The 24,803-nt window shown below is 53.6% G+C and carries 19 protein-coding genes and 3 pseudogenes; 11 read left to right on the forward strand and 11 right to left on the reverse strand.

The annotated features are described in order from the left end of the window. Positions 1–21 precede the first annotated feature (21 nt). On the forward strand, positions 22–2,184 hold the full coding sequence (locus EA462_RS05990; RefSeq protein WP_124177653.1) for a bi-domain-containing oxidoreductase: 2,163 nt from the start codon (positions 22–24) through the stop codon (positions 2,182–2,184). A gap of 393 nt (positions 2,185–2,577) precedes the next feature. Beyond that, positions 2,578–3,711 (forward strand): glycosyltransferase family 4 protein, encoded by a 1,134-nt coding sequence (locus EA462_RS05995; RefSeq protein ID WP_124177654.1) that lies wholly within the window; start codon positions 2,578–2,580, stop codon positions 3,709–3,711. Between the two features lie 347 nt (positions 3,712–4,058). Here the strand turns inward: EA462_RS05995 and EA462_RS06000 are convergent, their stop codons facing one another. Both EA462_RS06000 and EA462_RS06005 read right to left on the reverse strand, forming a co-directional pair. After that, complete coding sequence (locus EA462_RS06000; RefSeq protein ID WP_124177655.1) at positions 4,059–5,162, reverse strand: O-antigen ligase family protein; 1,104 nt, start codon at positions 5,160–5,162, stop codon at positions 4,059–4,061. A 512-nt stretch (positions 5,163–5,674) separates the two neighbouring features. Then, positions 5,675–6,025, reverse strand: a pseudogene (locus EA462_RS06005) (IS6 family transposase); the annotation flags it as partial. Positions 6,026–6,101: 76 nt separating this feature from the next. Here EA462_RS06005 and EA462_RS06010 point away from each other — a divergent pair. After that, positions 6,102–7,028, forward strand: coding sequence for a glycosyltransferase family 2 protein (locus EA462_RS06010; protein ID WP_124177656.1), 927 nt, complete (start codon positions 6,102–6,104; stop codon positions 7,026–7,028). A 448-nt stretch (positions 7,029–7,476) separates the two neighbouring features. Here EA462_RS06010 and EA462_RS06015 read toward each other — a convergent pair whose 3' ends face one another. Then, positions 7,477–8,643, reverse strand: a complete 1,167-nt coding sequence (locus EA462_RS06015; protein WP_124177657.1) for an ISH3 family transposase — start codon at positions 8,641–8,643, stop codon at positions 7,477–7,479. Between the two features lie 836 nt (positions 8,644–9,479). Here EA462_RS06015 and EA462_RS06020 point away from each other — a divergent pair. Next, the gene (locus tag EA462_RS06020; RefSeq protein ID WP_124177658.1) at positions 9,480–10,679 is read left to right on the forward strand and encodes a glycosyltransferase family 4 protein; all 1,200 of its coding nucleotides are present in this window, start codon (positions 9,480–9,482) and stop codon (positions 10,677–10,679) included. Positions 10,680–11,106: 427 nt separating this feature from the next. Beyond that, the gene (locus tag EA462_RS06025) at positions 11,107–11,829 is read left to right on the forward strand and encodes a hypothetical protein (RefSeq protein ID WP_124177659.1); all 723 of its coding nucleotides are present in this window, start codon (positions 11,107–11,109) and stop codon (positions 11,827–11,829) included. A 360-nt stretch (positions 11,830–12,189) separates the two neighbouring features. Here the strand turns inward: EA462_RS06025 and EA462_RS06030 are convergent. Both EA462_RS06030 and EA462_RS06035 read right to left on the reverse strand, forming a co-directional pair. Next, positions 12,190–13,510: pseudogene (locus EA462_RS06030) on the reverse strand (IS4 family transposase). Between the two features lie 82 nt (positions 13,511–13,592). After that, a pseudogene (locus EA462_RS06035) lies at positions 13,593–13,700 on the reverse strand (IS5/IS1182 family transposase); the annotation flags it as partial. Between the two features lie 143 nt (positions 13,701–13,843). Between EA462_RS06035 and EA462_RS06040 the strand changes: the two are divergent. Both EA462_RS06040 and EA462_RS06045 read left to right on the forward strand, forming a co-directional pair. Continuing rightward, positions 13,844–14,677, forward strand: a complete 834-nt coding sequence (locus EA462_RS06040) for an FkbM family methyltransferase (protein WP_165872024.1) — start codon at positions 13,844–13,846, stop codon at positions 14,675–14,677. A 63-nt stretch (positions 14,678–14,740) separates the two neighbouring features. Continuing rightward, positions 14,741–15,172: a hypothetical protein gene (locus EA462_RS06045; RefSeq protein WP_124177661.1), complete on the forward strand. Its 432-nt coding sequence runs from the start codon at positions 14,741–14,743 to the stop codon at positions 15,170–15,172. A gap of 217 nt (positions 15,173–15,389) precedes the next feature. On the opposite strand, the gene EA462_RS06050 is transcribed toward EA462_RS06045, so the two are convergent. Together EA462_RS06050 and EA462_RS06055 are read right to left on the reverse strand one after the other, a co-directional pair. Then, positions 15,390–17,192 carry an ABC transporter ATP-binding protein gene (locus EA462_RS06050; RefSeq protein WP_124177662.1) on the reverse strand — a complete coding sequence of 601 codons (1,803 nt, stop codon included), beginning with the start codon at positions 17,190–17,192 and terminating at the stop codon, positions 15,390–15,392. A 147-nt stretch (positions 17,193–17,339) separates the two neighbouring features. Next, positions 17,340–17,576 (reverse strand): hypothetical protein, encoded by a 237-nt coding sequence (locus EA462_RS06055; protein WP_207891629.1) that lies wholly within the window; start codon positions 17,574–17,576, stop codon positions 17,340–17,342. A gap of 263 nt (positions 17,577–17,839) precedes the next feature. Here EA462_RS06055 and EA462_RS06060 point away from each other — a divergent pair, with 263 nt between their 5' ends. The 3 genes from EA462_RS06060 (at position 17,840) to EA462_RS06070 (ending at position 19,152) form a co-directional block, all read left to right on the forward strand. After that, entirely contained in the window at positions 17,840–18,214 is a 375-nt protein-coding gene (locus tag EA462_RS06060; protein ID WP_124177664.1) for a hypothetical protein, read from the forward strand. An 84-nt stretch (positions 18,215–18,298) separates the two neighbouring features. Then, positions 18,299–18,559, forward strand: a complete 261-nt coding sequence (locus tag EA462_RS06065; RefSeq protein ID WP_394341818.1) for a hypothetical protein — start codon at positions 18,299–18,301, stop codon at positions 18,557–18,559. 218 nt (positions 18,560–18,777) lie between these two features. Next, positions 18,778–19,152: a MarR family transcriptional regulator gene (locus tag EA462_RS06070; protein WP_124177666.1), complete on the forward strand. Its 375-nt coding sequence runs from the start codon at positions 18,778–18,780 to the stop codon at positions 19,150–19,152. Between the two features lie 153 nt (positions 19,153–19,305). Here EA462_RS06070 and EA462_RS06075 read toward each other — a convergent pair whose 3' ends face one another. The 4 genes from EA462_RS06075 to EA462_RS06090 form a co-directional block, all read right to left on the reverse strand. Then, entirely contained in the window at positions 19,306–19,767 is a 462-nt protein-coding gene (locus tag EA462_RS06075; protein ID WP_124177667.1) for a VanZ family protein, read from the reverse strand. A 24-nt stretch (positions 19,768–19,791) separates the two neighbouring features. After that, positions 19,792–20,559, reverse strand: a complete 768-nt coding sequence (locus EA462_RS06080) for a hypothetical protein (RefSeq protein ID WP_124177668.1) — start codon at positions 20,557–20,559, stop codon at positions 19,792–19,794. A gap of 6 nt (positions 20,560–20,565) precedes the next feature. Next, entirely contained in the window at positions 20,566–21,477 is a 912-nt protein-coding gene (locus EA462_RS06085) for a DUF4330 family protein (protein WP_243641371.1), read from the reverse strand. A gap of 405 nt (positions 21,478–21,882) precedes the next feature. Continuing rightward, complete coding sequence (locus EA462_RS06090) at positions 21,883–23,406, reverse strand: hypothetical protein (protein WP_243641372.1); 1,524 nt, start codon at positions 23,404–23,406, stop codon at positions 21,883–21,885. Between the two features lie 690 nt (positions 23,407–24,096). Here EA462_RS06090 and EA462_RS06095 point away from each other — a divergent pair. Beyond that, a complete protein-coding gene (locus tag EA462_RS06095) occupies positions 24,097–24,459 on the forward strand; it encodes a hypothetical protein (RefSeq protein WP_243641373.1) in 363 nt (120 codons plus the stop codon). The last annotated feature ends 344 nt before the right edge of the window (positions 24,460–24,803 follow it).

Below are 24,803 nucleotides of genomic sequence, written 5' to 3' on the forward strand. Positions count from 1 at the left end.
GAACGGTGGTGGGTGGTTATAATGCGCCAACTGCAGCAGGATTTCAGCAGCGGGGAACTACAACTCGCCGAGATTCCGCAACCCCGCACGTCCTCGAACGGCGTTCTCGTCGACACTCGCTACTCGCTAGTGAGTGCCGGGACCGAACGGGCGATGATCGAACTGGCGAACAAAACCCTCCTGGGAAAAGCGAAAGAGCGTCCGGACCTCGCCAAACAGGTCATCAACAAGGCGCGAAACGACGGCCTCCGTTCGACGTATCACTCGGTACGGTCGCGTCTCGACAAACCGCTTCCGCTCGGCTATAGCTGTTCGGGACGTGTTATCGACGTCGGAGACGATGTCACCGAGTTTTCCGAGGGCGATTTAGTCGCCTGTGGCGGTGCCGAATACGCGACCCACGCCGAAGTAAACCACGTCCCGGAGAACCTCTGCGTCTCCGTTCCCGACGGGGTTTCGCCCCGCGATGCGGCGTTCACCACCATCGGTGCGATCGCATTACAGGGAGTTCGTCGCCTCGAGCCGACGCCGGGCGAACGGATCGCGGTGATCGGGCTCGGGCTCGTCGGACAGCTCGCAGCCAAACTACTGTCCGCGTACGGACACCCGGTACTCGGAATCGACATCGACGAGTCGAAGGTTGCGGCAGTGGACGAACTCGAGGCGAGCGCCGTCATCGAACAGGATAACGTGGAGTACATTGCGGAGTCGTTCGGCGACGAAGGCGGCGTTGACGGCGTGATCATCGCTGCGGCAACGGATTCGGACGAACCCGTCGAACTGGCCGGGAAAATCTGTCGAGAACGAGGTCGGGTATCGGTCGTCGGCGACGTCGGCATGGATATCCCGCGGTCGGAGTACTACGAGAAAGAACTTGACTTTCGGCTCTCCAGATCGTACGGCCCCGGCAGGTACGATCGGTCATACGAGGAGAAGGGGCTCGATTATCCGATCGGCCAGGTTCGATGGACGGAAAATCGAAACATGGCGGAGTTCCTTCGACTCGTCGGAGACGGACGCATCGACCTCGAGGGACTCGTCTCACACACGTATTCGTTCGGCGAGGCACTGGACGCGTACGATTTCATTCTGAACGGCGGCGACTACACGGGTGTCGTTCTGGAGTACGAGCGCCAACCCGAACGGGAGAACGGCCGGCTCGACCTCGAGTCAGTTCCGAAGCGGTCGGTATCGAACGAGATCTCCGTCGGTGTAATCGGCGCCGGTACCTTCGCGACGGGCACGCTGTTGCCGGCGATATCGAGCGTCGACGACCTGAGTATCGCCGCTGTCGCCACCGCCACCGGCGGCAGCGCTCGAGCGGTCGGCGAGAAGTACGACGTCGATTTCGTCACGACCGACTACGAGGAGATCGTTCGCGACGACGGAATCGACCTCGTCGTCGTCGCCACTCGCCACGATCTGCACGCCGAAATCGCCGTGAGCGCGCTCGAGGCCGGGAAGGACGTCCACGTCGAGAAACCACCCGCACTCGATCGAGAGGAGCTATCAGCGCTCGTCGAGGCGGAACGGTCCGCGGACGGCCGGTTGATGGTCGGATACAACCGCCGGTTTTCGGACCCGGCTCGAGAGATCGCGGACGAACTGGCCGGCCGCGAGACGCCGTTTATGGCGCAATACCGGATCAACGCCGGTTCCGTCCCGCTCGATCACTGGACTCTCGATCCGGAGGAAGGTGGCGGGCGAATCGTCGGCGAGGTCTGTCATTTCGTGGATCTGATCCAGTATTTCGCAGAGAGCAGTCCGAGCCGCGTCTACGCCTGCGGACCCGCGGTGCCCGAAGACTCTCCGACGCGGCAAAACGTCCAGGCGACGGTGGAGCTCGAGGACGGTTCGACCGGAGTCATCACGTACACCACACTGGGGGACGACTCCGACGACAAGGAACACGTCGAAGTCTTTCACGGCGAACGAAGCACTACCATCCGTGATTTCAAAACTGGTCGACTCGGCCTGAATCAGGCGAAGGGGTTCGAGAGTGAATTCCGGGAGTTCGCCTCGGCGATCCAGAACGGTCAGTCCGCTCCGATCGGTCTCGAGGAAATCGTCCAGACGTCGTTGACCACGTTCGCGATTCGAGAATCGCTGACAGAGTCGGAAGTCGTCGAACTGTCGCCGATGTCGTTCCCCGGCACTAGTATCGAGGGGAGGGGGTTCGATTAGACTCGGAGGCGGCCGTTGTTGCTCGAGTCGGAAGCCTACCACCGTTCACGAAACGCAATCAATTAGTAGTGGTGTCTTGGATTTTTTCGGATCGTGTGTATTTTACTTTCCAAAAATAACTACAGACAGGGCTTCGGCCCCCGAGAACATATAAGATTTTGATCTATTACGGAAATTTAAGCGGACCGGTGGTGTAATAGTGATGGTACAGACATGGATTCCTGTGCTAAATCAGTACATGACATGTGTCCAGCCCCGTTCCAGAATATCGCAGTTTTTCTCAAGCTATTTCATTTTGATAAACAATATATCAATTTACCTTCACAAAAGTGTTGGTAGAGTCCTACATCAGTTTTGATTACAGAAATATAATAGATAAAAATCTAGATAAAAATGAAAATTGGGATTAACGGCTTGGCAGCAAAGATGGGCGGCGGTGTGACATACCTGCAACATCTCGTAACTAATATTCTGGAGGTTTCAGACCACAGGTTGCATTTCTTTGTTTCATCAGTAGCAGTAGAGCGATTCAATCTACCTATAGAATCGGATCAATTGACGGTCGAATCGGTCGATACATCCGGGACTGCGAGTCGATTGTGGTACGAGCAGACATACATTCCCCGACAAATCGTCAGAGAGAACATTGACCTCTTGTATTCACCTAGTGAGATTCCTCTTCTAATGTGTCCCTGCAAGCAGGTCGTAGCGAATCAAAATTCTCACTTGTACTATGATATTGACACCGAAGAATCCTTCCGGCAGCAAGTTCGGAAACGAGTGCTTGCGAGGGCATTAGAGGTATCACAGTCGATTTCGGAGTCAATGATATTCGTGACGGAGTCATCGAAACGGAAGGCAGCACGCGAATTAGCGATTTCAGAAGACAACGCATATGCGATCCACCACGGTGTTGACCCGTCGTTCGGGGATGCATCTAATGAAGGACTGATCACCCCAGCGGAAGAACGTGACTATATTCTCATGGTATCTACCCTATATAAACATAAGAATGTACATAATTTAATTTTGGCATATTCTCGACTCCCGGCAGAGACTCGACATAAGCATCCGCTCATTATTATCGGCGACAAAACAACTGACAAAGAATACACACAAAGAATCGAATCGATGGCGAAAGAATTAGAGGTTGCAGAAGATGTATCCCTTGTAGGCCGTGTCCCTCTGAGCGAGGTCAAGTCCTATTACAGTAACGCTCACCTGTTCGTCTTTCCATCGCTAATCGAATCGTTCGGGCTACCGCTACTGGAAGCAATGACCGCTGAAGTCCCTGCTGTAGCCTCCGCAAGTGCGTCTCTTCCTGAAGTCGGTGGTGACGCAGTGCTGTACTTTGATCCGAAAGATCCAGACCAGATATCCGTTATCATCGAACAAGTATTGAACGACGAAAAGCTGCGGGAGGACTTGATCGTTCGTGGCCGAAATCGAGTCAAGGAATTCACGTGGGAAAAATGCGCGGAAGAAACAATCGAAATATTTGAGAAGGCTGTCGATCCCAATGAGTGATCGTGTTATAAAATCTAACTTATAGCATGAATTTCTCACGTCCTGAGTCGTGCCTTCGCTCATACTTGGTGATTACAATGACGAGCTAGGGACACAACGAAACGAACACTTCTGTTTGTACGTGAACGCGGCTTTAGGCACGTGACTGATCGGCGTAATTTTTGCACATCTTGATCCAGTCACTAGTGAAGTTCAACCAAAAAATCTCTCGGTGAAGAACGTCCTGAAGTGGTCTCTACCCGTAAAGATCCCGATGAAATCTCGTTCTCTAGGTCTTGCACACTGGTTCGATAATATTTAGCGTCTTTCAAGACTACTATATGAGTGCTATCAGTCGGTTTGTATAGTTAATCTGTAACAAATGAGTGAGCAACGAACCCAAATGTGACTACAAGAATTACTGAAGGAGCAGTGAAGTGAAAAATGGTCACCGACTCGAACAATGAGTAGATCCAGTAACTGGTCAGGATCGCCGGAAATACCGCTGGCATCGTGTTTACTCGGTCTCGTACAGAAACCAACAATATCCGCGCAAACATGTACAGATACAATATGAATGGCCCAAGACCACCCCACAGTCCCAGCATGTAGTATGCGTTATGTGGCTGAGTCCCGCTCTGGGTGGCGAGGCGTGAATTCCCTGGTCCATATCCCAAGAATGGCTGCTTTTGCATCGAATCAATCGCGTGTTTCCATCGCCATGCTCTTGGCTCCGACACAAGTTCGATTAGGCTAGGAACAGGACCAATTCCAGTGGGTGCGAGAACAAGCAAGCTTCCAATAATACCGGACAGGCAGAATATTCGAACTATAGTCGTGGAGAAGTGGTGTATCGCTATGAACGTCACAACGCCAACAATAAGTGCAATGAAACCCCCTCGAGATCGCGTCAGTATTAAAGATATCAGTGGGAATAATAGCGCAATTCCAGAAATCACTATCTCGCTCATTGGTTTTTTACTTACTGCAGTTCTTAGATAGCTGACTCCAGCGAGAACTCCAGGGAGAAGAACTACAGATAACTGGTTCGGATTCTCGAGCCCAGCAATAGGGACTTCACCATATCTTGCTTCCCCGAATATAACGTACTCCTCGTAAGGCACAGCACGGAGCAATTCCACTGGTCCAATCGATTCAAGTGGCAGGATGAGTGCGAGGACGCTAAATAATCCTAGAACGAACGAAATCAAGAAAATATGAAACAGGAACGATCCACTACTGTACACTTTCGGGATAATGAAAATTGCAGTTCCGCTAATGGCGATAGCCGCCACAGTTTGCAAAACTGATTGCGATATAGTTGGTGAAACTGTAACGGAGCTAATTATAAAGAAAGCCCAAATAGCCAATAGTGGGAGAAAAATAAACCTTGGTAATTCAATGTACTCGTCGTGTCTACTTGACCAGAGCATGCAAATGCCGAAGACGGTTCCCAAAATCAATACGTTCACTACTTGTGTATTTCCGAACATAGTGAACGAGAGTAAAGATAGAAATAGCAGAATGAAAATAATAATGGAAGCGATCTTAGAATGAAATTGACCGAAGGCACTCATAGCACCAATCGGGACCACCTCCATCCCTATGAAAATATCTGTTAGTGGTATCGAGTTTCAAGGATTATAACCACGAGAACTGCGAATGACGGTCTGATGGCTTCAATGTATTGCTTCGACTTTCATCCGTTTTTGCTGAGCCTCCGTAGCCGGTGATCAGTGGTAGGAACTACCTTTGAAGGATTTGTGATGTTGATGATCTTTTCCGCATCCTCGATCAGCAACGTCAACAGTCCAGCAGCGAATAGGGGAGATATTTCGTCAGATCGCAGAGGATGAAATGGGTTCTAATCATCAGCCATTCCTGTAGGAAGTTACTAGTTGAACAAATCATAACTGTCGGTGGCACTGTCTAGTTGAGCACCTCCTTAGCTGGTACTCGGCCATCGAGTGCTCGATACGAGCATCTCAGTGAGTCGATGCAGAAACGCTGCCACCGGATCGGTTCCACGGTGGTTGTACACGTCGATTTCCGATAGCAGCTTCGACTCTGTGCCGATCGCAGTGTACAGCCACTTTTTCTCGCCGTCTACCACGATGTCGACAGCGACCCGCCAACGGTCGAGCAGTCGCGGGTCGTTCTGGGTATTTGATAGTTTATACGACCAGTTCCAGGTTTTGCCATGAAAACGGTCAATGCCCAGTAATTCGATTACTGCAATGACCTCCCGAACTGACAATCCCATTGAATCTAGGCGCACCCCGAACACCATGACGGGTGTTGGAGTGCGCTCGTTCTTCCAAATCGTTCGTACAATTTACGAGACCCGATAGAAAGACCTTTTCGAAATTTTGGGTTCAATAGTTCTCTTTCCTAGAAAAGATTATTAAAGGATGGCAAATTACGTCGTGGCCATGGATGAAGGTTTAGTATCAGTCATCATTCCGACATATTATCGAAATAACGAGTTGGAGTCAGCAATCGAAAGTGTATTGAGGCAGACATATAAAAACTGCGAAGTAATTGTAGTCGATGACTCCGGAGAACAATACGCAAAAAGTTTAGTAGATTGCTATGATGGTGTTAATTACATAGGGTTAGAAGAAAATAGAGGGGCAAATTATGCTAGATCAATTGGCACATATAAATCTAATGGATGCGCCATCCAATTTTTAGATGATGACGATATAATCCATGAGAAAAAGATAGAAAAGCAGATGGCTCTTTTAAACAGATATTCAGGTGTAGTATATTGTGGGTTTCAAAGGAACAATATAATTCATTTACCACCAGAAAGAGGAAAGGGAAACGTGTTAAAGGTGACACTCGGGTTTGATTTAAATAAATGTATTACATCCTCCATGCTAATTAGAACTGATTTAGTTAAAGATATTCTACCCTTCCCCAATTTACCTGGTTCGGATGACACTTACTTAAAAATAGAGTTGGCAAAGCGAACATGTTTTGATTTTGTTTCTGAACCATTAGTTGAAAAACGTAGTTTGAATGATTCAAGAGGATCAGGTGAAGGTGCCCTCTATGGCATGAAAGAGGTTATAGAATTATTCGATGGACTTTATAATGAATATGATCCTGAGGTCAAAAAATCAGCTATTTCATCATTCTACTTGAGAAAAGGGAGTTTAGAATTGGAAAAGTCAGGTTGGTCTCATCGTGCCACCATCGACATATTTAAATCTCTAGTTTATTCCCCAAATATATTTAATATTGGGTATTTTCTATGCGCAATATTTGGGCGACCAGGAGTTAAAGTAGGGAAGTTTATATTCAATAAAGCTAGTAACAACCGTTCAATGTAACTAGTACTTCTAGTTGATCCTTCAACAATAAGTTTGATGATATTGTCAGAGACTGGCTCTCAGTGACCAAGCGTACGCTTGACAAACGCCATGCGTGTGCGATGCTGGTATCGAAAATTTCGCAAGATCGTCCTACTGGTTGTCGGCTACAACATTAAGCGTGCTGTGATCTAAGTAAATCCAATGTCGTATGGCGATTGACCAACTCCTTTCTGGACTGAGAATGGATTCGTAATCACCGCTAAGCTCTCGAGATAACGACTGTAACAAGTTTCAGTACCTCACAAAGCGTTACCAGCTAATTCGATCTGAGTCTCCAGTTTCGTCCTGACGAGTCATCACGAGTGGGTGAACTACGCTGATCGAAGAGGGAGCTGTCGCTGTCGGTGGCGATTAGCCGCCGATGCGACGGCGTTGCCACTCGCGGTGAGGCTTGCTCCGTCGGTGGTTACCGGTGGAACCGATCGTCCGGTGGCCGATTTGTGGGGACGGCCCGACGCACCGCGAGGGACGTCCACGCTGCCCGTCGGATCATGTTGATGAACTCCTTGAACGGCCAGGACCAGAGGCGACGCCCGCCACGGCGGGGCGTCGCCACATACTCCCAGTGTAGATACCGCCACACGTTCTGCAACAGCAGGCTCACCACGACGTACAACAGCCGTACGACCGGATCTTGCGTCGATGTCGTCGCAATACTCTGTTCGGACAACCGGTAGCTGGCCTCGATACCGAAGCGTTTCGCGTAGTGGTATCGAGCGTCTCGTGGCGTGTCGATGAACGGCGCGTCAGCGGCGTAGCCGTGACGCGCCACGCCATGTTCGTTGTAGCGTCCATTCTGGTAGGCACAGTCGATGTAGACGGGAAACTCGACGGTCACAGCTGGACCGTCGAGTTTCCCCGTCAGGTCGTGTTGGATGACACGACTCCAGCCTTCAGAGAGTTCCTGCTTGATCGTCTTTCCCCAGCGGACGATCGGCATCACGTAGGCGTAATTGGGCGCCTGAAGCAACGTGAGACACTTGCTGTCGTAGAATTCACGGTCGAGATAGACGGCCTTGACGCTGAAGTCAAGGCCGTCGAGCACACCGAGAAACTCAGCGAGGACACAGCTGGCAGTGTCGCCGTCTTCGAGACGGCGCACAGTCAGCGTAAATCGCTTGTTCGTCACACGTGCGTAAAGTGTAGCGTACGCGTGGAATGCAGTGGTTCCACGTTTCGCTTCCGAATGATAGAGGCCGTCCGTCTCGTCCTCGTCACCGTAGTAGGGCCGCAGGTGGAGGTCTGCGCAGACCTCCACCTGCTCGGGAAGTACGTCGAGAACGTCCTTCTGAAGCAGCGTATTGCCAATTCGTTCGACCGACTCCAAGTCGAACTTCTCGCGGAGGTGGTACAGAACCGTGTTGTGGTGGGGTGAATCTTCGCTCTTCTCGCAGAGTGTCGAAACCGAGGTCCCGTCGGCGCATGTGCCGACGAGGACCTCGTGAACGTCTTCAGACGTCGTTTTGGCGTTGAGAGCGAGGTCAAGCTCAACTTCCTCGTCAATCGTGTTGACGAGGAAGTTAAGAACCTGGTCCTCATGGATTGAACCGTCTGCTTGCGTGGGATTGAACACACCATCGGCAAGCAGACATCCTACCTAGTCACTTACCATTTAGTGGAGACTCTCGGATTTGTCCCGACTGCATCAAGTCGCCTTGTGAAGTACTGATACCGATCCGCCACGACGGCTAAAACCGAGCGATCGGATCTTTCGTGGTCGTGGTTGCTCGCGGCCGGCGAAGTAGTCGATAAACCCGTTTCGGTCGCAGATTAACTGCGGTAGAGCTGTTCAACGCGTTTCGGTGGGTAAGGGATGCGTACACGAACGACCTCGCCGTATTTCTCTGATTGTCCGGTTGATAGAAGAACACAGATCGCGAGCGGGAACTCAGATTCCTGCTCATTTTCGTTATACATGCGATAAATTGTCATGTATGATTTGTACCTCTCTAACATCTATATTCGACTATTACACCCGAACCGTCCTCGATAGAGGTGATTCCAATTCCGTCGGCTTACCCTTGTCATAATCTCGTATTGTCGTTCCAGGCCAGGGTCACAATACGGTTCGATGATGGTCGGAACAATCGAACTTGAATCCTAACGATGGGACGACCGACAGGATTTATGACCGCTCATCTGGGAACACACGACGTCCAGATGTCGTCTTCAGACACCGGAGCTATTTCCCGTTGTGAGAAACTTGAGGACCCTTTCAATGACGCTCGCTTCGATCCGATGTTCACGGTGATCTTCCTTGGCCTCATGTTGGTAGCTGCGGTACTCAAGGGGATCGGTCGGAGTTTCATCTTGTCGATCAACGAAATCGCCCCTGTTGACGGCTCCGTAGCGAATTTACAACTGATTGAATAATCGTTCATATAAATCACTCATGGGGAAATATAACTAATGAACATATTAATGACAATTTGGGGTGACTACCCGCCCGATGCCAGAGTTAGAAAGCAAGCGAAGACACTTCTCAACGCTGGCCATAATGTCAGAATTCTTTGTGAATCAGATTCCCCCGGTATCGAAAATATAAAGGGGGCTACTGTCCACCGAGTATATCGTCCGGATCCGGGCCATAACCTACGAGATGTTCCGCGTTCCATCGAATTACTTCTAAAAAATGTAGATCCATTATGGAGGGACGAAGTTCAAAATGAAATTAAGAAGAATGTCGATATAATTCACGTACATGACCTTCCACAAGCAAGAACTGTACTTCAAGAGAGCAACGTACCTGTTATTTTGGATCTTCACGAGAATTATCGTAAGGCAATCTATCACTATCGGCCGGACCTGAACTTTTGGAAGATACTGACCAATCCAAAAATACTAGCGAGACGAGTATGCAAGCCTCCTTGGCGCTATCATTGGGAGCAGAAATTTGCGATGAAAAACGCCGACCATGTACTAGCAGTAGTTCCAGAAGCTAGGGACGAATACATCCGGTCAGGAATCGATCCGGAGGCCGTTTCGGTCGTTTCAAATACTGTTGATTTAGAGTGGTTTGATAGACATATACCAAATTCCGACGACCTGTATTCCGAAGAATTCACACTTACTTATGTTGGTAGTGTGTCTGGACCACATAGAGGTTTAGATACGGTAATTCGGGCAATCCCTCGGATTAAAAAGGAGATTCCAAATGTCCTCTTTCGAATTGCGGGAGGAGGCCAACTGAACGATTTAGAAGATTTGGCAAATAACCTGGGAATTCGGGATCACATTGAATTCACTGGGTGGATTGACGAAACAGAATTCCCGAAATATATGTCAAGTGCAAACATTGGACTGTTACCTCATCGATCAAATGGTCACACCAATACAACAATCGCTCACAAATTGTTCCAGTACATGGCTGCAGAACTTCCGGTAATTGTGACTGATACGCGTGCTGTGGGTCGAGTTGTTAGAGAAGCCAGCGCAGGTGTTGTTGTCCCACCAGAAGAGCCGAATGCTATCGCTGACGCGGCTATTAACATCTTCCAATCAGAAGTTGGTAGAATTTATGGGAAAAACGGACGAAATGCAGTAGAGTCAAAATATAATTGGTCCCATGATAGTAAACAACTCCTGAAGGTATATGACAAGTTGTGTTAGAGTCAACTAAAGGCACTCAAACTCTATATTATATTCCTAGTTTTCATAATATACATAGCAATAGATATTCACTTATGCTATATAAATCGATATTGTACTGAATATAGGCGCAAAAATCATGCGCGTTTCATTATTAGGCTATTCCCTCATCAAACCTGATCGATCTAATCTGGAACTGCGCCCACCACGACTTCTTACCGAGAACTGGCGAAGATACCGACGAATTTCGAGATCTTACTACTCTGCGTACGAAGAGTGATCAGAGCATCCTCTGAACATTTGGAAGAAACGGCCGATCTATAGTAGACGTTAGAAATAATTGCTCAGGCACTGTCTAGTTAAGCACCCCATAGCGAAAACCGGATACGCCTGGGAAATCAGTAGGTTTGATTGGTTTCGGCCATTTAACATAGCTATTATAAGAGTTATGACTGATGGCAACCTTGTGGCGAGAGCCTTTGAGAAACTGCGGGAGGACGGCCTGGCTGAATTGTCTAAAGCTATCTACCGAACAATAGCACCCTGGCAATACCTAATTCAATTACATGGATACAAATATCGTTTCAACGGTCACCCAGGGGTAGGGAATCCGACTAATCTCATCACGGTATCACCGGACCTTATCACCCACCGCATAGCGACTTCATGGTTAGACGAACCCCTTTCGCAAGGGGTCATGATCCGGGGCGGGGATTGGGACCTCAAAGCCAAACCGTTTGAGGAAAGCCCGAAGTATCGTTATATCAGCGAATTCGCCGAGCGTGATTGTCCGCCCCCCGAACGAACGGAAGTTGTACCCGAGTGGGGAAAATCAGAGCAATATCTCATAGAATTCGAACGTCTGTACGAGTCAATTCAAACGGACGGTTTTCAAACGCAATCAGAGCTTCCGGATGGCGGCGGCGTTGTTAATGAAATAAACATCTGTATTGGCCGGGATGGCACGATGATCGTTAAGCACGGATATCATCGGGTGGCTATCGCGAAGGTTCTAGAGCTTGATGCGGTTCCGGTTTACGTTCGGGTCCGACACGAAGACTGGCAACGTCACCGAGACGAGGCATGGGAAGCTGACTCCGTCAAGCAACTAAGCGCTGAAACACGTCGGCATATTTCCCACCCCGATATCCGTCAAGCTCTAGACCGATAAATATAATATATAAATATCTTGAAACTATATATATATTGGTGGATCGCCCGGTGAACTTCGGTCGCCTGCCTGAGAGCTTTGTATTCGGTGGGTCACCGCTCGGATAAACGTCCTCACCGCGGAACGAGGTAGCTGTATCATCCGTTCTAGCTTAGCGACTGACTGAGACGGTGATCACGCCGAAATTGCGTCGACTCTGACCGCAATCATACCGAGATCGCTGCTGTTCCAGCAAACCAGCCGGTTCTTGATCATGTCTCCCGTCGAAGGCGGCGCACTCGCAGTCGTGAGTGCGCCGCCGTTCCAGAGCCGTCGCTGATCAAGCCGGGGCGATCCAGCCCGTCTCGTCAGGCGAGTTCCTTACCAGAACTCGCCTGACTCTACCTGTTCACGTAACCTCGGACGGTGTGGATTTGGATCTCGTGACGACCACAGCAACAACGAATCAAGATCCGGTAGCTCGTACCCCAGATCCAGCATCAGATACAACTGGATCAGATGCGCGTGCCGTTCGACGGCGTGTGAACACCGTCGTCAAGGGAGCCGCGTCGACGACGCCGAGGCGTCGTCGGCGCAGTCTCGCTGTTTTGCGTCCAGTTTCTGGAGTTCGTCGACGATAACCCGGCTCAGCAGCAACGAGAGTGCTGCCATGATGATCAGCGCCTCGATGATGTAGGCGTCGGTCGTGTTGATCACGTCCAAACCGAACCGTGATTTGAGTTCTTTGAACAGCAGTTCGATCTCCCAGCGCGCGCGATAGAGCTGTGCGATATCAGGCGCGCGGTAGTCCTCTCTGTCCAAATTCGTCAGGTACAGATGATACTCGCCGCTGTCATCGTTGCGAACGCCGACTAATCGGAAGGTTCGGGTCGTGCTGGCGCCCGACCCTCGTTTGCGGTCGAATGAGAGCGTGATCTGTACGTCGATTTCCTGTCGCTGCAGGTCGTCGAGGACGGCCTGCAGCGACTGGCCCTCCAGTGGAATGCTGTTCCCTCGCCACGTGCGGAGTTCTTCGACGATCTCGAAGTCTGTGTTTTCTTTGACGCGAGAGACGAACCAGCCGTCATTGGCGTCAATGTGGTCGAACAACCAGAAATCGTAGTAGCCGAGATCGAACAGAATGAGGGCGCCAGCTACCCACTTCCGGCGGGTAGCTGGCTCCGTTCATGGGTGCTCGCGTCGGGAACCGCGTCGGAAGGCCGGTCAAGAGCGATTCCGTAAGGTGGAGCTTCGCCCCGGCCCGGTCGTCATCGAGTGTATAGACGTCTCTGGCGTCTTGATGGAGCGAGATGATCGTAGCGTCGACGATGAGGACGTCTCGAAATCGTTCGAGACGTCCGGTAAGCTCGGTTTGGCACGTGTCGAAATTCTCGATGGCGTCATCGAGAATCTCTCGAAGGAGTGCAACGAACCCTGGTTTGAACCAGCCGTGAAACGTCGCATACGAGAGTTGGTCACAGTCAGCCATCTCAACGTAACGTTCGAGAAACGCCTGAGTGGATCGGTCAGATCCGGCAGCGAATCCGAGTGAAAGCGTGTAAAACAATGCAACGACGTCGAGTTTCCGCTCTCGCTGGATGAAATTCGTTGCGCGAGCGCGCTCGCGCAACTCATCAGATGGAAACGCTCTTTGAATGCGGTTCACAACTACTGAATCCGGTGGTGTGTACACACTCTCCACCTGATTCTCACGTTCCTAGTTACTGACGGTTTTAGCTCGCCGTGGACGGACGCACCAGTTTGCTAAACTAGAACGGATGGCCGTAGAGAGTTCCATTGATCCGCACATTATGCGCGAGATCGATGGGACGGAACTCACGATGCTTGATTAGCGGTTTCACGCCCTCTTCCCTCGGCATATCGCGTAATTGCTGTCACTCGTAGCCTTTGCCAACCGAGCTGGGTGGTTTGAAGTCTATAGCCGTGGCCGCAACCTCTGCCTCTCATAATGACCTTCTCACCATACCAGCACTTGCTGGCTAGTCTTTACAGATTCGGACATGATTCTGCCATTATGGCAGCAACGATTTCAAAAGCCATTACTAAAGTCCGTGAGGATGGCCTGAAACGGTTTATACGAAACACTCCAGCATATACACATACAGAATTATCCAGATTGGTTAAGAGTATCCAATATATTCGTTGGCAGCGGTCGGGGTCCCATTCAGTATCGGTTGAAAATATTAATGCTGAGTTCAACATTAATGATAGAGCAGATTTTCATGCAGTGACATATTTCAAAGAGAACGAACGTGAGCTGGCTCGTGATTTATTGACTGAAGTCACTCCGGGAGACGTAGTTTGGGATGTTGGTGCAAATATTGGAATATACACATGCTTGTTGAAACAACTTCCAACAGTTGAGCCCATTGCATTTGAACCATTCCCGGAGAACAAACGACGACTTAAACAAAACCTTAGGCTGAACGGGATAGATGCGACTATTGTTGATGCTGCGCTATCAGATCGGAATACAACTGTGGAATTTGGACTGGCATCGAATCAGAACGGGAATTTAGGAGGATCAAAAATTTTGCGTACTGATGAAGGAAATATGGTAACAGTTCCAGCGCGAACAGGAGACTCTCTTGAAATACCACAACCCTCGGTCGTGAAAATAGACGTTGAAGGAGCTGAGCAGGACGTAATAAATGGAATGAAAAAGACACTTCGCACTTCTAACTGCCGAATTATTTACTGTGAGATCCACCATTCCGATTCCGGATCATCAATCTTTGAGTATGGGTCAACTCCATCACATCTAAAACAGACCCTACAAGATTTCGACTTTACAGTAACAACGCTTGAGAAGCGAAACAATCAGACGCAGATAAAAGCCACAAAATAGCACGTGAGTTAGAAGTAGTCTGGTAGCGTTGGAATCTGAACATACAGTGTAGCATTATCAAAAATGGTTAGAAAAGTAATAGATAACTGGAGTTCACCGAACTGGTGGGTTTCGTCGGCGATTCCATACGCAGGGAAACGTGCAGCGAAAGCCTATTACGATTTGAAAGGACGGCACGATATAATAGCCTCGGAGTGGGATAACCTCATACTCCTCGATGCATGCCGCTTCGATATGTTCCAAACCGCCAGCGATATCGACGGCTCTATCTCGAAAACAATCTCGAAAGGGTCGACGACAAAAGAATTCCTCGAGAATACGTTTAGCAATGCTGAATATTATGACACCGTCTATGTGACTTCAAATCCGCAGTACGTCAACGTTGGGCTGAACGATGTCTTCCACGCCGTCATTGATGTCTGGGACTGGGGTATATCGACTAATTGGAAGAGCAAGCTTTGTCCATCCGATGACGTCTCTACTTGGTTCGTATAATCGGTAGCGCCAAAATCAAATCTGGTCTCGGTTTCCTGAGTACGACGTGATCGAATCCTCCCATATCTGCTGTGTAGATCAACTATAGTCGAGTTAGGGAGAAGGGGTGGCGCTTGGCTGCATCAATACAGAACATTACCAGAATCCGAATCAGCCTATACTTAGTCATGTGTCAGCCAAAGATCTAAATGACTTGCCGACGAGATAGCTGTCGTGATTACGAAGATTGGATCGCATGTAATTCTGCATACTGACCGTTGCTATCGATCAACTCTCCGTGGGATCCCTCCTCAATAATATTCCCGTCGTCAACGGTGTAGATCCGATCCGCGTTCTCTACGGTCGATAACCGGTGTGCGATCGCGATGATCGCATACTCACGTTCCATGGACTCGATCGCCGCCTGAACCTCCTGTTCGAGATTTGAATCGAGGTCGCTCGTCGCCTCGTCTAGTACTAGCAAGTCCGCGTCCTCAAGCAACGCTCTCGCGAGCGCGACACGCTGTTTCTGTCCGCCGGACAGTTTCACGCCCTCGTCGCCTAACACAGTGTCGTACCCGTTGGGCAAGTCGTCGAAGAACTCGTCAACCTTCGCAATCTCGCAGACGCGATCGAGGTCTGCTCGAGTCACGTCTCGATTACCGATCGTCAGATTGTACCGGAGCGTATCGTTGAAGATGAAGGGACTCTGTCGGACGACCGACAGGCGTTCGCGCCACTCGTCGACGTCCATTTCATCGATGGGTGCCCCGTTCGCTCGGATCTCGCCTGCGTCGAGATCGTACAGCCGAGCCAGTACGGAGACGATCGTCGACTTTCCGGCGCCAGATTGTCCAACGAACGCAACGAATTCGCCTTTCATTACCTCGAAATCTATCCCACCTAGTACATCTTCCTCACCATCATACGAGAACCAGACATCGTCGAACTCGACGTGTTCAATTTCCTTGGGAACCTCTCGAACGGGATCATTGGGTTCTTCGTACGCTTCCAACTCCTGGATGAACCGCTGTGTCCGAACGAGGTGTGGCAGATCATTTTCAACCTGATAGTATCGTTTATTGAGGTGGCTCACTTTCGGCCCCAACTGGAACATTGCGAACAGGAAGACCCCTAACGCACCGAGGGATAAGTTTGCGAACGTGAGCGCGAGATAGATCAACACGAACACGGAGACGGCGACGCCGAGGTTGTAGAAGTTGTTGATCGCCGCCTCGTTGCGTCGGAGGGTGATACGAGCGTCCGTATATCGATCGACCGCCTGTACGAAGTCGCTGTACAGCTCCTCGGCAAGTCCAAAAATCCGAACATCACGAATCCCCTGCGTTCCCGCCTGAGCGGCCTCCTGGCGGCGTTCGTTCGCATCCGCGACGACGTCTCCGACTTCGTAACCGGGCTCGATCACGCCGCGCAAGAGGAACGTTAACCCGCCGAGAACAGCTATCGCAAACACGGTCAACAAGGGAGCCATCACGAACGCGATCAACAGGTACACCAGCGAGAGGAACAGATCCTCGAGCAATCGTATACCCCGTTGAATTACCCGTCCTGCGTAATACGTCTGGGTAACGATCGCATTCAGCATGTCGTCCGACCCCTCTTCGTCGAAGTACTCGACTCGAGCGTCGAGCGCGTTATCGAACGCTCGCAACTGAAGGTCGCGAATATAGTACGTACGGAGTGCTTCCCGGAACCATCCGACCACGAAACTGATCGTATACCGGACCGTCATCACGGCTGCCACGCCGAGGACGACGAATCCGAGCGTGAACGGAATTCCGATCAGATCGTACGCCTGCACGAACACCGCCATCAGGCCGTCGGCTTCCGCCACCGGATCATCGACCTGAACGATCTCGATGATCGGGAGGATGAAACTCAGGCCGATCCCCTCGAGCACCGCAGCCACCAACCCGAGCGCGACGATGATCACCGTAAACTTCGGGTCGAAACGAGCGACGTCGAGGAGTGCCTCGAGTTTCTCCCGGCGGGTGATCGACTCGGTGTCTGATGACGACATTCTGGCCGTCGCGTGCTCCCATAGCGGCGGTTATAAATCCCGCCGGTCGTCACGCCCGTTAGGATTTAAATTCAGCCGAACTCGAGTAACTGTACAATCCGATTATGTCGTTCGAGAACTCACTAATACCGGATTAGAAAACGAAACTCAGCCCTCCCCCTCGAGCCGACTCGCGTCTAGTTCGCCCTCGAGATACGCCGTTCCCTGGTCAGTGATCACGTAGAAGCCGCGCGACGGTCGGTCGACCAGACCGTACGACGCTAGCTGTCGACATCGGACGCCGACGTAGTCGTTGTTCCGGTCGATTTCGCCCGCGATCGCCTTCGGCGTGCCGGCCCCCCTCGATTCGAGGTACTCGAGAATCTCATCGTCTGCCCGCGTCATCCACTCAGCACGCTTTCGCATCTGTATATCTCTGCTAAGCAGAGTTCTATCAAACTACGTCGGAGCATCATTAGAAGGCTGCTATAGAGTGTATATGTACTGCTATACAGTAGTAATACTCTGCAAAGCATAGATTTATGAAACTCCATATTGAAATAATGGTGCGGGAACGGTACGGGCTCATCACGGCGTGCCCTGAAAGTGACAGGCCGGTGGTTGACGCACCGACCTGTGACAACTCCCGTAACCACACTACGGAAGCCATGTCGAACGACGAATCGCGGGGACGTAAACGCCCCGACCGACCGGAGAACCGAACTCGAGCGGACGACCACCCACCGAAACCGACGAATCGGACGACCTACGACGGGTGTCTCGATGCGATCGATCGACTGACCGCCGCCGTGCTGACGGACGTTCGCGTCGACGACGATCTCAAAAAGTCCGACCTCGAGCGCCACCTGCGCGAGATCCGCGCGGAGGTCGAGTGCGCCCGGCAGAAGCTGCCCGGCGACGGAATCACAACAGATGTGCCGATGGTGCGTCGCGGCGGGCGCGGCGTGACGTCGTGGCTGGGCCCCGATCCGAGCGCATTCGAGCGCTTCGTCGGCGACGATCGAACGGACAACGGACCCTGATCGGAGATGAGAACGTTCGGTGCACAACGTCGACGACGACCGTACGCCGTCGGGTCCCGGCCGCATTATCGGCGCGGAACAGGAGTGTTGGCCGAGATCGCCGCGCCCTCGGAGGAAGACGAGCAAACGGACGGCCGGACCCCCCGCTGCGAAGGGATTGCGGACTTGCGAATTCGCCACGCGGTAGAACGCCACGAGACTGGCGAGGTTTCGACGAACGAAGCGGCGCGGATCGCGGCCGTCAGCGCCGCCGAGTGGCTCGAGATCGCTCGTGAACGCGGCCTCACAACTCAGCTGTCGCCCGACGCCCTCGAGAGTGACGTCCGGAGTGCTCGAGATATCTGATTCTCGATACGGCGTCTCACACTCGGTAGCAGTTGATTTTCGGTCGCTCCCTGATGGTTCACTTGAAGAACGTACGAATCCGTCGAATCAGAACCAGAGGGGAATCCTCGAGCGACTCCCCAGCTACCCTATGCGACACGAAATCCGGGCTGTTTCAGGGATAACACCCCTTCCGTGGATAACGAATATAACAACGCAAACGCTAGTAACGGGCAGAGATGTCGATTGATCGGGAAACGTTCGAACGATCGAGTGAGGAGGAGCTCGAGGAACTCTCGTCGGTCGACCGGGTGCTCGGATTCCTCGCGACCAACGACGACAGAGCGTTCAAGGCCCGAACGATCGCTCGAGAGATCGAGCTGGACGTCGGGGCGGTGAGTACTGCACTCACCCGTCTGAAAAGCCGCGGTCTCGTCGAGCACAAGGGGACGTACTGGGCCGTCACGAGCGACGAACGACGGCTCACGAGCCACGAGGGGTACGCACGCGCAACAGCGTTATTCAACGAGCAGTTCGGCGAGGAGGATCGCGAGGAGTGGAAGGAGCACGCGCCCGACGAGCCGCATCCGAGCGTCGCGGACGAAGACCAGTGACGGGAAACGAAATGCCGGTTGTCGAACCCGGAGACGTCTCGAGTCCCTCGGGCGTAGCTTCGCCCGTAGCGGGCGTCCCTCGTTCACGTGCTCGCGTCGGGATCCGACCCGATATCGGACGTCGTTGGGCTATTCGGCGTCCCGCCGATACCGCTACTCGGACGGACCCTTCGACTCCGTCGAGTTCGACCCCGAAATCCACTGTGAAACCGGCGTGAGCTCGAGCCGCGGCCGAATCGCGAACCAGAACAGGACGAGCGTCGCACCGAGTGCGTTCGCGACGACGTCGCCGGGGTCGAACCCTCGGTCGGGAACGACGGACTGGCCGAGTTCGATCCCGGCCCCGTACAGGGACGTCAGTGCGACCACCAGCACGAACGCCCGCCACCGACGCCCGTCCCAGGTCGTACTGGTCGCGTACGCGAGCGCGTATCCGAGCGTCGCGTAGGCCACGAAGTGACGCCACTTATCCAGCGGGAGGAAACCCGGTTGTGCGGTGTCGACGACCGTCTCCGGCGGGGGCGAGAGGATCGACGCGTAGAAGATGAATGCCGCGACGCCGGCGACGAGCCCCCAGCGAACGACGGGAGGAAGGAGCGGAATCCGAACTGTCATGGCAGTAGTCGGCTTCGGAGCGTTTCACTGTCGGCTGGAATTAGACTTCGAGTCCGGTTCGTTCCGGCGGTCGCTCCGATTGGCCGGTCGATCCCGTGCCGATTCCGGCGGCTCCGGCGGTCCGAACGCCGCCCCAAGCGCCCGTGCGATCCTCGTCTCGAGCAACTCGTCCAGACTCGCACGCGAGCGAAGGCCGACCACAGCGAGACTGGCCGCGAGCAGGTGTGCGAGCACGAGGTCGCTCGAGAGCGAAGCCGCCGACAAGGTAGCCACCAGCGAACCGACTGCCGCCGCGAGGACGAACAGACTCGCGACCCGAATCGGGCGCTCGCGAACGCTCGAGGCGAACCGACGAGCGCCGGCGACGAGCAGCGACGTCCTCGCGGCGACCGACGCCTCGCGTTCGATTCGGTCGACGACCCGAATCGCGGGGCCGACGGTCCACGTCTCCCGGAGGTCGATCACGATCACGTCCGGCTCGGGTTCCGCGGTGAGCCAGCCGTAGACGAACGACGATTCGACGGCGCGTTTTCCCGCCTTCCCCAGCCCGACTAGCTTCGACGCCGATCCGATCCGGACGAGCGTCTCGCCGGAACGCGAGACGGCCGAGACGCCGGCCACGAGTCGGGAGCCGGCGAAGGGGGCCTCACGAGTCCGAAGACGCCTCACTCCTCCTCGAGACGAACGGTCGTCGGCGCGTCCGTCCAGTACGGCTCGAACTCGAGTGCGCACGCCGCTCACCGCCTGTATCAGGATCGATCCGTCGCGCGCACGGTGGAGCACAGTTTGCACGGTCGATCACCGACTCGAGTCGCTCGCCGGACCGTCGTCGATCCGGGTGATCTCGCCCTCGACGGTGATCGTCTCGAGCGCGAGTTCGATGGTGGTTCCGATCCCGATCCGTTCGTCCCGGAAGGTGAGTCCCGTCTCCGACTCGACCGTCTGCAGCGTGACGGAAAGCGTCACGTCCTCGTGTCGCGGATGCTCGCGCTCGTGGACGGTTCCGTCGTCGCTCTCGAGGACGACCGTCGCGGGCTCCCGGTCGACCGCCTCGAGCGTCGCGATCGTCTCGCCGCGCACCGTCTCGGTCAGACCGACCTCGAGTCCCTCGGCGACGGCGGGAGAGACGTCTCGTGCCTCGAGTTCGGCGGTGGTCGTCGTCGCGTCGATCGGGAGAGTCGGGTCGACTCCGACGTCGGTAACCGTTCCCGAAATCGCGTACGCGCCGAAGTCGAGACGCAGTTCGCGACCGAGTTTGAGCGGAACGCCGGCGAAGCGTTCCGTGGTTCGACCTCGATCGTTCTCGAGCACGACGTCGTCGAGTTCAGTCTGGATCGTCACGAGGGGGCGATCCGCGACGGGCGTGGCGTGGACGTCCGTCACCGTGATTTCCTCGTCCGCGTCCTCGAGGCGGGCGACGTCACCCGCCTCGAGCCGATCCACGACGTACGCCGGCTGCTCGCCGAGGTCGACGGTCGCGTATCTGGTCTCGAACTCGGACCCGTTGCCAGAAACAACCGCGACGCCAGCGAGCAACACGACGAGGAGCAATCCAACGGCGAGCGCGCCGGTAGCGCCGAGGTTCGTTCCCGGTCCGTCGCCGCCCGAGACGACTGCGATTCCCGCGACAATGATGGAGACGACCAGAACGATCGCGATCGCGTCGATGACATTGACGACGCCGAGGAGATTGCCGTCGTCGTCTATCATTAGTATCATTCGCCAGGGCACAGTTCGATGCGTTCACCATCGGCGGGTCGATGGCATCGTTCGTTCGAACGGTTCTCGTCCGGCGGCCGTGATCGGGGTCGGATCTTGAGCTTCGATGCGACGGGGAACATAGGCCGTTCCACAGTATTGGTCGCTAAATAGCTTGCCCGCTAGTTCGTCGTTTCGACGCTCCGTACGCTGGTACGTATCGATCCGTTGTGGTCAGTACGCCGTCTCGACGTCTCGCACTTCAGACGCTTTCGGTTCCACTCCGCGGAAGGCGGCGGCAAACCGACTCCCGTAGAGGGTACAGCACGCTTGAGCGAGAACGACAGAACGGATACGGCGCGAACAAAGAAGACGAAAACGAAAGCTCGAATACGTCAGGCGAACGGGTGCGAAGAGTTACGATGCGGCCCAGACGTTCGTCGCGGCAACGGAGCCGAACTGGACGTTCTCGTTCTCCTGCATGGTGATCTGGGCTGTGCCCGCATCACCGTCTTCAGCGATCGCGATTGCGCCCTGGTGTTCGACGATGTTCTCCTGCGTGATGAACTGACTCTGTGCGATCTGTGCGGTGGCGTACTGCTCGGCATCGTTCGTCTGCATCGCGTTACCTGCGTAGTCGAACGAGAGTCCCGGTGCACCCTCGACGTCGTCGCCGCCGACGTTCACGCTCGAGGTTTCGGTGTGGACGACGTCCTCGTAGACGTGAGCCGGGCTCGCGTACACATTGAGCGCGTCGGCGTATCCGACCTGTGCGTTGATGTTCTGCTGGTAGGCGAGCTGGACTGCGGTGGCGTTGTTTCCGTTCGTCGCGATCGCCATCGCGGTGTTCTGGAGGTTGACGTTCATCTGTTCGGCGCTCTGTTCCTGTGTCACTTCGGCGGTTGCAGACTGGATCTCGTCACCGTTTTTCTTGTGGTGGTCGTCTTTCTTATCACCGTGAAGGTCCGTTATCTCGCGTTCGACCTCGACGATCGAGCTGTCGTCACTGCCGGCGGTTGCGACGTGCATCCCTGCGAGTGAGGAGATGACGTTTTCGGCATCGGCGACACCGATCTGTTCGTTGAAGTTCGTCTGTTCTGTGATCTGGATGGCCGTTGCCGTGCTGTCCTCACCGACGGCGATGGCGACGGCACCGTCCTGTTCGTTGTAGTTCACCTGATCGGCTTCCTGGCCCTGTTCGACAGATGCGGTCGCGGACTGATCCTCGAAGGTTCCGTCGCCCGCGTAGACGTTGGTCGCGTTCGCAACGCCCTGTTGCAGGTTCTGGTTGGACTGTTGGGACTGCTGGAGAGCGGTCGCTTCGCTGCCGTCCTCTGCGATCGCGAACGCCGTGTTCTGTTCGTTGTAGTTCAGCTGGCCGACGACCTGGCTCTGGGTCACCTGCGCGTCAGCGGCCTGGTCGGGGTCGACCTCGCCTTTATCGCCTTTCTTGTCGGCGACGCCCCAGCCATCGAACTGCTCGCCGTCACCGTTGCCGATGACGACGTGGACAGTCCCGACGTCCTCGAAGTGGGTTTCCTGGACGTTTACGGCTGACGCATCAGCGAACTGTTCATTATCGTTGTACTGTGTGGCCTCCTGTACGGCGGTTGCCTCGCCACCGTCGATCGAGATAGACACCGCGTTTGACTGCTGGTTGATGTTTACCTGATCGACATCCTGGTACTGATTGACCTCCGCGTCAGCGACCTGGTCACCCGAGGCCATCTCCTCGATATACTCATCGAGCGTCATGTCCCCGAGGTCGGCACCGAACACCAGATACAACTCTTCACCGTTCTCGAGCGCGTGAACGCCATTGGAATCGGGGTCTTCACCTGCCGCGGCTGCCGGAGCGCCGGCAGCGATCATCGATAGGGCAACGATACACGCGAGAAGGACCGTCGTACACTGTGAACGTAACGTCGTCGTGGTAGTCATGGTTCGTTTGACATGAGCCGTGAGAGTCTTTTGTTTCTGTATCTCATCGGCGCAAACCGTCATATCCTGATGAGAGACTTTGTTATCTGTAAATTGAAGCGTCTGTGAACCGGCCTACTCGTTCGAAGTCGGATGCTTCGACATCGAAACCGAATACTTACGCCGAGAACGTACGAGTAGGCGGCGTGTGAAACGGTGGTGGCGCATCTCGAATGCAACACTCCTTCGGCCGAAAGCGGAGAAGGCTCGCGGCGGACCGATCGGATGTCGAAACTGTTTTGCCGGTCAACCGTCGTCTGTGATCGAGTGTCTCCTGGTCGCTCAGTCGACATCGACGGACTCGATTTCGCGACACAGTGGAGAACACTAACAATCGAGCGCAGCACAGCATAGGGTCGCCGTACCGACGACGAAAACACCGTCACCAGCTCTGGAATCTCCTGAAAAGCGACTGTACCGTCGTTCAGGCCCGCTAACCCGGTAATTCGGGCTGAAACTGTTCTTCGGGTTGAAGTGGGACTCTGTGTTGACTCCAATCGGGCAACGCGTCATAGCGGGAGAGTTATAGCCGGAAGACGGTGTTTATCGGGGCGAAACGGGCCTCTTCGGTCGGCTCCAGTTTCGTCACGGCCCGCGAAGGTGATGCGTGCCTATTGGATAACTATGACAACGAGAAAGCGCGCACTCACGATGACACTTACAGTAGCAATGCTCGGCAGCCTCATGTTTATGGGGTTCGCCGGAACTGCAGCCGCGTCGAACCACGACGTCGATCAGGAGACGGGCGATGCAACGGTCACCATCGAGACCGCCCAGCAAAACAACAACGCACAGGTCGGTATCGCTGAGTCCTCCTCGAGTTCGTTCTCATTCGGATCAGCAGCATCCGACTCGAAGTACGGAAACACGATCGGTGCCTCATCTTACAGCAGCTCGAACGCTGAAGTGAATCAGGTCCAGGTCGGTAGTCAGAGCAACTCCGCGAACATAGAGAACGTCGGAGCAGAGAGCGGCGATAACGTCAACTTCAACTTCGGCGGCTTCAACGGATAATCGCTGGACAGCCTTTCTGTTCGGATAAATCCACCTCATTTTTGACCAAAAAATTCCACCTACCAACAGCCGCCGGCCTGAAGGAATCGCACGTGTCGTTCCGCCGGATCGGGCATTCGTACGCTCGGCCATCGGTAGAACCGTGATTCACGTAACTACACCGGAATCGTTGTCATAGCTGGAGCTCATGTCGCACCCCTCACTACTGGTTCGAACGCTTTTGACCGACCCTCGAGAACTCTTTCCCTCGAGCTCGACGCAACGGTCGTGAAACTATCACTCGACGTTCAGCGGAAGTATTTCTGACGACGTAACCGTCGGAGTGCCGGTCGCTACCGGCGAGT

Source organism: Natrarchaeobius halalkaliphilus (genome assembly GCF_003841485.1).
Taxonomy (GTDB): Archaea; Halobacteriota; Halobacteria; order Halobacteriales; family Natrialbaceae; genus Natrarchaeobius; species Natrarchaeobius halalkaliphilus.